Here is an 8,452-nt window from a genome sequence, read left to right on the forward strand (position 1 = left end):
GTTGCAAGGAAGGGGCAAAGAATCCTTAAGGTGTTTAAAAAACCATAAAATATTCCTTGTGATAAAAGGATAAAATTTGTTTTTTAGTTACCTTAGTCTTAATTTTACCTTTTTTTACTTCAAATCGTATTGAAAGTTGCACTTTTTAATAGTGAGTTATTTAAGAAAACTTAAGAGAAATAATCTCACAGCAAGAATTGCTAGAGTTTGCCTATCTTAAATTTAGAATCTATGAATATTTAGGAGATAGGAAAAAATTAAAATGTCTAAATGAGCTAAAAAATACTTACAATATTGACAAAGAATACTTGGATTTGGTTTTATTCTTATTCTAAAATGAATTAATCAGAGCCATAAGTCTCCAAACTACTAAACTCTTGCGGGGGGGGGGGCGAATATTCAAACTTCTATTTGACTTTATTGCTTTTTTAAGAAGTGCGTAAGTTAAAAATGGAATTTAAAATAGTGTTAAGCTTTGAATCCATTAAGCTTAATAGTCAAGATGTATTGATTGATAGCAAAAAGCAATAAGCCTTTTGCTGGGATTATTTTAAATTCTTATTGAAAAACATAGTGATTGCATCAAAAGGAATTTTTTGTGTATTGTCATAAAGATCTACATGACTAGCATCTTTAATGATAAGTAGTTCTTTATTTTTACCTTTTAGCTTTTTGTGAGCATCAACGCTGAAATATTTGCTATGTGCCTTATCGCCGTGGATAAGCAAAACCGGGCTTTGAATCTCATCACTAAAGGCAAGGAGTGGCATATTGATAAAACTCAAAGAAGAGGTTTGGTTCCAATTATGGTTAGAATTTACAGAACGTTCGTGGTATCCACGCGGTGTTTTGTAGTAATCAAAATAATCTTTGATAAATTGGGGTTCATCGCCTGTTAGCTTTTGGGGTAAGCCTTGAGCTTTAGCATAAGTCCCATTTTTGAAATCTTTTGTTCGCTGTAGATTGAGAGATTCTTTAAGTTTGTAACGTTCCTTTGCATCTATAGAGTCATTGTAGCCATTTGCATTGATGCGACTCATATCATACATAGTAGAGGTTACTACCGCTTTAATCCTTGTATCCATAGCCGCTACATTAAGTGCAAACCCTCCAAATCCACAAATCCCTACAACACCAATTTTATCAGGATTTACACTAGAGTAATTGCTTAGAAAATCTACTGCTGCGCTAAAGTCCTCTGTATTAATATCTGGAGAGGCTACATTTCTAGGTGTTCCTCCACTCTCTCCTGTATAAGAGGGATCAAAAGCAAGAGTAATAAAACCTTTTTGCGCTAGGGTTTGCGCATAAAGACCGCTAACTTGTTCTTTAACCGCACCAAAGGGACCACTAACTGCAAGTGCGGGGAGCTTACCTTTTGCGTTTTTGGGGATATATAAATCCCCCACTAGTGTAATCCCATAGCGATTAGTGAATTTTACTTTTTGGACATTTACTTCATTGTTTCTTGTAAAAACTTTATCCCAATCTTTATCTTTAGCCATTGCTATACCTCCATAGAAAAATACGAGCATTGTAAAAATGCGAAAAATATGCGTAAATACCTTTTGTTCCATTTTTGTCCTTTCATAAAAGTAATGAGAATAAAATTATAAAACCTGATACTTGGTATTTGTCAAGGGGAGAGGGGTGAAATAAATTAGAGATTTTATGGAGTTATTTTTTTGTTTTAGGATTTTTAACGAGGCGTTTGGTTGGATTGACACATTCGAGTTTTTCATAAAGTGCGTATTTTTGTTCTAGAATCTTTAAGATTTCTTGCATTTTTGCTAAGTCCTCTTTGATGCAGTTTATTTGATTTTTGATAATCTTTTTGCGATTGGGGATTGTGCTTTCACCTTGCATATATAAATCCATATAAAGCTTGATAGTCTTTATCTCCATTTTGGTATGCCTTAGATATTCTACCCAGCGCAAAGCGTCTATATCATTCTGGCTAAAATATCGCACATTGTTTTTATCACTTTGTAAAAGGGGGAATAAGCCCTTTTTAATCCAAAATCTTATTTTTGTGGAAGGAATGCCTGTTTTTCGCTCTACTTCGATAATCGTATAAGCCATAATTTCACCTTGATGTTTTTTGATATTATAAAACCTAATACTTGATATTTGTCAAGAATCCTTAAAGGTTTTTTGGTTTTGAACTAGGAGGGAGATTTTGCTATATGGGTAAGCTATAGTGATGCACCTCTTTGAGAACCCCAAAGCATTATAAATATGCCCAAAAAAATACACAAAACGCCGCTTATATCCCAAAGACTAAAGCTTTGCTTTTCAACCACATAAAGCCACATTAGCGAAGAGATGATGTAGATTCCACCATAAATCACATAAGCCCTACCTGCAAATTCAATATTTGCTTTGGTAAGTGTGTAGGCAAAGAGTATGATGCAAAAGATACCAAGTGCTAACCAAGTTGGGGATTTTTGTGATTTAAACACAAGCCAAAAGGAAAAACAACCCAAAATCTCAAAAAATGCTGCCAAAAAATAAACTCCAAATTCTCTGAGCATTTATTTATCCAAATTCGTTAAAGCTTTATTAGTGTTTTTGATGTTTAAGTTTATAGCCATTAATTATCTCCTTGTTAATTGTCCTAGTAAATCATTATAGCATTATTTGGATTTTAATCCTGCCTCTTCTAGTGAGATTGGGAGTTGTGATTTGCTTTGGCATTTGTGTTTTTATGTATCACTGCTTTATAGGCTTGTATTTTTTCTTTTTTATAAAGATTAATGCTTTTTATACTCTCTTTTTTTAGGACTTTGATAAAAGATTCCATAAAGTCAAAGGCGATATGGTAAGTTTTGCTATCTTTGCAAGTGTGGGCAATTATATTATTGTCATATTGAACTTGCGTAGTAAGCGAAATATCTCTTTTGGAATCTTTTTGAGATTCTTCGCTTTTTTGCAAAATCTCAAAATGACAAGGATAAACAGGGAGTGAAAATTTCGATTCTTTATTTTTTCCCAACCAGCTTTATGAGATTAGTCAAATTGATTTTTTATGGATTTTTGTAATGTAGCCTTTGTGTATATCTATATTTGAAAAAAGCAAAAGTATAACAAAATTCAATGGATTTTATCGTGTAAGAAACTCTCTTAGATTCTTAATAATTTGTCCAAGAAAAGGAGCTTTTATTGGTATCAAGTCCGCTTAGAATCTCCTTATCTTGTGAATTTAGGGCAAAATCAAAGATGTTGAAGTTTTCTTGCATTCTGTGCTTTTTAGAGGTCTTAGGAATTACAGCAATACCTTGCTCAATGAGGAAACGTAAAACCACTTGTGCGGGAGTTTTATTGTAATTTTGTGCAATGCTTTTAAGTGTAGGATTTTCTAAGATTGAGCCTTTACCTGCAATAAAAGGACTCCAGCTTTGTAATAGAGTTTTTTTGCTTTTCATAGCCTCTTTTAAGGGTTTTTGTTGCATTAATAAATGTGTTTCACACTGGTTAATCGCAGGAATTATCTCACAAGATTCTACAAACTCTGTATATGCCCTCATACCAAAGTTTGAAATTCCAATGCTCTTTAAGATTCCTTGCTTATAAAAGCTCTCCATTGCCTTATAAATTGCCTTTGATTGTGCGTAAGGTTCGTGGATAAGTAGGGAATCTATGGTGTCTAAATTGAGGGCTTTAAGGGATTTTTCAATGGACTTTTTTGCAGCATCCTCACTATTTGCGCTTAAAAGTTTGGTTTGGATAAAAAAATCCTCACGTTTCATCCCGCCTTTAATTGCATTAGCAATTGCCGCACCAAGCTCGGCTTGGTTATGATACATTTGTGCGCTATCAAAGAGTCGATAGCCAACCTCTATGGCTTCACTCATCGCACTTTGTCCGCTTTTGCCTGTGAGTGAATAAGTGCCAAGCCCAATAATTGGCATTTTTACATCATTGTTAAGTGTGATAAATTGCATTTTTACTCCTTTTTGGGAAATTTTATAGTAGGGCGTATAAGCCCCAAAGTTACTAGTTGCTAGTTGTGCTGAAATTTTGAGAGATTGCCTTTAATAAGGAAATCATCATTGTTTTAGCTCTTTTGCTAAGAATTTTCCTGTATAACTTCCGGTTTTTTTAGCTCTTCTTGCAATTTTCTCTGGAGAGCCACTATCTACGATATTACCTCCATTACTTCCCCCCTCTGGTCCAATATCTATGATAAAATCAGCATTTTTTATCATATCTAAATTATGCTCTATGACAATCACGCTATTGCCTAAATCTGTCAAGTGGTGTAAGACTTTTACTAATCTATCAACATCGGCAAAATGCAATCCTGTGGTTGGCTCATCAAGGATATAAAGGGTTTTTCCTGTGTCTTTGCGACTAAGCTCTTTTGCAAGTTTGATTCTTTGGGCTTCTCCTCCGCTAAGGGTGGTGGCATTTTGCCCTAAAGTGATATAGCCCAATCCTACTTCTTTGAGTGTTTTGAGTTTTTGGTGGATTTTTGGAATCTTCTTAAAAAATTCATAGCCTTCATCAACGCTCATTTCTAAAACTTGGGCGATATTTTTACCTTTGTATTCTACTTCAAGGGTTTGGGCGTTATAACGCGTTCCATTACAAGAATCGCATTTCACCATAATATCAGGTAGGAAGTGCATTTCAATTTTTATTTCTCCCTCTCCTTGACATTTTTCACATCTCCCACCTTTAACATTAAAGCTAAAACGACTAATACTATAATTACGGATTTGTGCTTCTTTGGTTTGGGCGAAGATTTGCCGTATTTCATCCATAGCACCGGTATAGGTTACAGGGTTAGAGCGGGGAGTTCTTCCAATGGGGCTTTGGTCTAAATATATCACTTTATCAAGTTTTTCTAATCCTTCAATCTCTACTCCATCTACTTTTTTGACTTTTTTGCTGTTATTGAGGATTTCTTGAGCCACAGGGAGGAGTGTTTGGAGGATAAGAGAGCTTTTTCCGCTTCCACTAACTCCACTGATACATACAAAGTTCCTAAGGGGTATTTGCACACTTAGATTATGGATATTATTGATATTGACATTTTTAATGGTAATCCAGTCCTCTTGACTCCTTCTTATAAAGTATTCTATTTTTTTCTTCCCATTTAAGTATTGTGCGGTTTGTGTATCACTTACTAGAAGTTGTGTGAGGTTTCCACTAAAGACAACTTCACCTCCGTATTTTCCAGCACCGGGTCCAATATCTACAATAAAGTCTGCGTGTTCTATTGTCTCTTTGTCGTGTTCTACGACAATAACTGAATTTCCTTTTTGTTGAAGACTTCTTAAGGTTTTAATGAGTTTTAAGGTATCCCTTTCGTGTAAGCCAATGCTTGGTTCATCTAGTACATACATAACCCCTGTTAAGCCACTGCCAATTTGACTAGCTATCCTTATCCTTTGGGATTCTCCACCGCTGATACTGCGAGCATCTCTTCCTAAGCTTAAATAACCTAATCCCACATCATAAAGAAAATAAAGCCTTTCGCAAATTTCTTTTAAAATAGGAGCGGCAATCATTGCTTGTTGGGCATTAAAATATTTGAAATTTTGTGTATTAGCAAAGAATCCATAGCATTCATCAATGGGTAAATCTAAAAGCTCTCCTAAGGTTTTGTTGGCTACTTTTACCGCCAAGCTTTCAGGCAGTAATCTATGTCCTTTGCACTCTTCACAAATTTTTTCACTCATATAATCGTTTAAGTCTTTATTGTCTTTAAACATATCATAAGCAATCGCTATAATGCCGCTCCAAGGACGTTTTATTGCGGAGTTTTTCCAAGTAAATTCTATTTCTTCATTGTTGCCATAGAGGATAGCTTTTTGTTCAAAATCTTTTAAATCCTCAAAAGCACTTTGTGGGTTAATCTTATTAGCTTTACAAAAGCCTTTAAAAAGCTCATTATAGTAACTTTTATTAAATCCATAGAATATTTTGATACCACCTTCACTTAGGGGCAAAGAAATATCAAGAATCTTCTTTATATCAATACTATATCTAATCCCTAAGCCATCGCATTTTTTGCAAGCTCCTTTGGGAGAGTTAAAAGAAAAGCTAAGAGGCTCTAAAGGATTAAAAGAAACTTTGCAATCAAAACAAGCTAAATGTTCGCTAAAGTGGATAAGTTCGCTTTTGTTTTCTTTTAAGAGTTCAACTTCTACTTCTCCATAGGATTCTTTAAGGGCTTTTTCAATGCTTTGTGCAATCCTGTCTTTGTTTTGAGAGTTAATAACCACTCTATCTATGACGATTTTTATGGTATGTTTTTTAGTTTTAGCTAAATGAATTTCTTCATCAAGACGCACTAAAACACCATTAATTTGGGCGCGTATATAGCCCTTTTGACGCAAAGATTCAATCTTGTCTGTAAAAGTTCCCTTTTTTTCACGAATAATAGGGGCTAAAATGAGAGCTTTGGAATCTTCTGGTAGCTTTAAGACTTGTGCGATAATATCACTAGCACTCATTTGGGAAATAGGTTTTTTGCATAAATGGCAATGCTGGATTCCTACTCTTGCGTATAAAAGTCGTAAATAATCATAAATTTCTGTAATCGTCCCAACTGTGGAGCGGGGATTTTTGCTAGTGGTTTTTTGATCAATAGCAATAGCTGGAGTTAGTCCTTCTATTTTATCAACATCTGGTTTGCCGATTTTATCTAAAAATTGTCTTGCATAGCTTGAGAGGCTTTCTATATAACGTCTTTGCCCCTCTGCATAGAGGGTATCAAAAGCTAGAGTGCTTTTCCCGCTACCACTAAGCCCTGTTAAAACAACGAGCTTATTTTTAGGGATATTAAGATGAATATTTTTGAGATTATTTTCTTTAGCGTTTGTAATAATAATGTATTCAAGAGGTGTTGGGCTTTGCTTAGGATTCACAGCAGTTTCCTTATTATTTTAGGTAAATATTTAATTCCAAATTATAACGCTTTTAAACTTATGTTTGTTTTTGATAGTTTTATAAGGTATCAAGCCTAAGTGGGTAAATTTATACCTTAGTGATAGATATTTTTCATAAAATTTTGTTTTTTAAGTGTTTTGATAAATGTTTTTTGAAAAAATAAAAATTCCTCAGGCACTCTAAATAAGATAATTTTGGATTAGAGGTGAAAATATGAGGTTTTGTATTAAATTAAATTTTGGTGGGTTTTATGTTTAAAAAGTTTTCTTTAAAAATGAAGATTGTGGTGTTGTTTTTAGGGTATTGTGTTGCTTTATTGGCTTTGATTGTTTCGGGGTTATGGAGTGAGAGAGAAGTAAAGACAAGCATAGAGGAGGGGATGAAGACTATAATTCGTTCTGAAATAGAGTTTAAATTAAAATTAGCCACAGATGCGTTAGCTAGTTCTTTGGGGTTGTTAGCAAAAGGGCTTTCAGAAGAAGCCCAGATTATGATGATTAACCAAGCAATTTCTGAATTTCGTTTTGAAGATGATAGTTCAGGATATTTCTTTGCCTATAAAAATCACACTCCCATAGTGCATCCTGTAAGACCTGATTTAGTTGGTAAGTCGCTTTATGATGTTAAAGACAATCAAGGGGTTTTCTATGTTAGGGAATTAAAAGATACTGGATTAAATCAAAGTAAAGAGGGAAAATTCGTCTATTATGTATTTTCTAAGCCTTTACCAGATGGCAGAATAATAGATGCACAAAAGGTGGCTTATGCACAAAGGATTGCTAATACCGATAATCTTTGGATTGGGACAGGGGCTTATATCGATAATGTAGAGAGTGAGGCAGAAGCACATTCTTATACATTTGTAAGTGCTATCGTTAAGAATTTTTTATTTGCGGGATTAATTGTATGTGGAATCTTTGTTATTTTTATCATACCGCTGGTTTGCAGTTTTTACTTCGATATTGTAAAAAGTGTTCGCATTCTTCAAGGGAATCTTACTTCCTTTTTTGAATATTTAAGCCATAAAACTAAGGATATTTCTTTAAAACCCATTCATTCTAACGATGAGTTTGGTCAAATGGCATTATTAATCAATAAAAATGTTAAAGATATAAAACTTGATATTGAAACAGATAGGCAAACGATTTCACAATTTCAGGATATTGTTAGTAAATTTAAAAAAGGTGATTTATCTTTGCAGATTACCAATAAGCCTTCTAATCCTAATTTAAATATTTTAGTGAATTTGCTGAATGAGGCTATGAAGAGTTGGTCTCATTTACTCTTAGAGGTTAATCAAATTTTGCAAAAATATTCTAATAATGATTTTAGAGAGAGAATCCAAGAAAACGAATATGAAAAACAAGCTCGTGCGTTAATTGATGGGATTAATTATCTAGGTGATGAGATGGTAAATATTTTAAAGACTCAAGAAACTATGAGTTTAAGCTTGGAGAATAGCTCCAATAAACAAAATGAAGAAATGGTAAGTTTATCTAGTGCTATTTCCCAGCAGCATTCTTCACTTGAGAAATCCGCTACCGCTATTGAA

General features: G+C 33.9%; 7 protein-coding genes. 1 reads left to right on the forward strand and 6 read right to left on the reverse strand.

Annotation, left to right across the window (positions count from 1 at the left end):
- Nucleotides 1–545: 545 nt before the first annotated feature.
- The 6 genes from C6H18_RS08315 to uvrA all read right to left on the reverse strand — a co-directional run bounded on the left by C6H18_RS08315 (nt 546) and on the right by uvrA (nt 6,878).
- Nucleotides 546–1,577, reverse strand: coding sequence for an alpha/beta hydrolase (locus tag C6H18_RS08315; RefSeq protein ID WP_407645614.1), 1,032 nt, complete (start codon nt 1,575–1,577; stop codon nt 546–548).
- 100 nt (nt 1,578–1,677) lie between these two features.
- Nucleotides 1,678–2,082 carry a MerR family transcriptional regulator gene (locus C6H18_RS08320; RefSeq protein WP_104722641.1) on the reverse strand — a complete coding sequence of 135 codons (405 nt, stop codon included), beginning with the start codon at nt 2,080–2,082 and terminating at the stop codon, nt 1,678–1,680.
- A gap of 113 nt (nt 2,083–2,195) precedes the next feature.
- Complete coding sequence (locus C6H18_RS08325) at nt 2,196–2,534, reverse strand: YnfA family protein (protein ID WP_104722642.1); 339 nt, start codon at nt 2,532–2,534, stop codon at nt 2,196–2,198.
- A 128-nt stretch (nt 2,535–2,662) separates the two neighbouring features.
- Entirely contained in the window at nt 2,663–2,995 is a 333-nt protein-coding gene (locus tag C6H18_RS08330; RefSeq protein ID WP_104722643.1) for a hypothetical protein, read from the reverse strand.
- A gap of 136 nt (nt 2,996–3,131) precedes the next feature.
- The gene (locus C6H18_RS08335; RefSeq protein ID WP_104722644.1) at nt 3,132–3,944 is read right to left on the reverse strand and encodes an aldo/keto reductase; all 813 of its coding nucleotides are present in this window, start codon (nt 3,942–3,944) and stop codon (nt 3,132–3,134) included.
- Nucleotides 3,945–4,049: 105 nt separating this feature from the next.
- On the reverse strand, nt 4,050–6,878 hold the full coding sequence (gene uvrA / locus C6H18_RS08340) for an excinuclease ABC subunit UvrA (RefSeq protein WP_104722645.1): 2,829 nt from the start codon (nt 6,876–6,878) through the stop codon (nt 4,050–4,052).
- 272 nt (nt 6,879–7,150) lie between these two features.
- On the opposite strand from uvrA, the gene C6H18_RS08345 reads away from it, so the two are divergent.
- The coding region (locus C6H18_RS08345) for a cache domain-containing protein (RefSeq protein ID WP_104722646.1) at nt 7,151–8,452 on the forward strand (1,302 nt) is incomplete at its 3' end.

The sequence above is a fragment of the Helicobacter mesocricetorum genome, assembly GCF_900198605.1.
Lineage (GTDB): Bacteria > Campylobacterota > Campylobacteria > Campylobacterales > Helicobacteraceae > Helicobacter_D > Helicobacter_D mesocricetorum.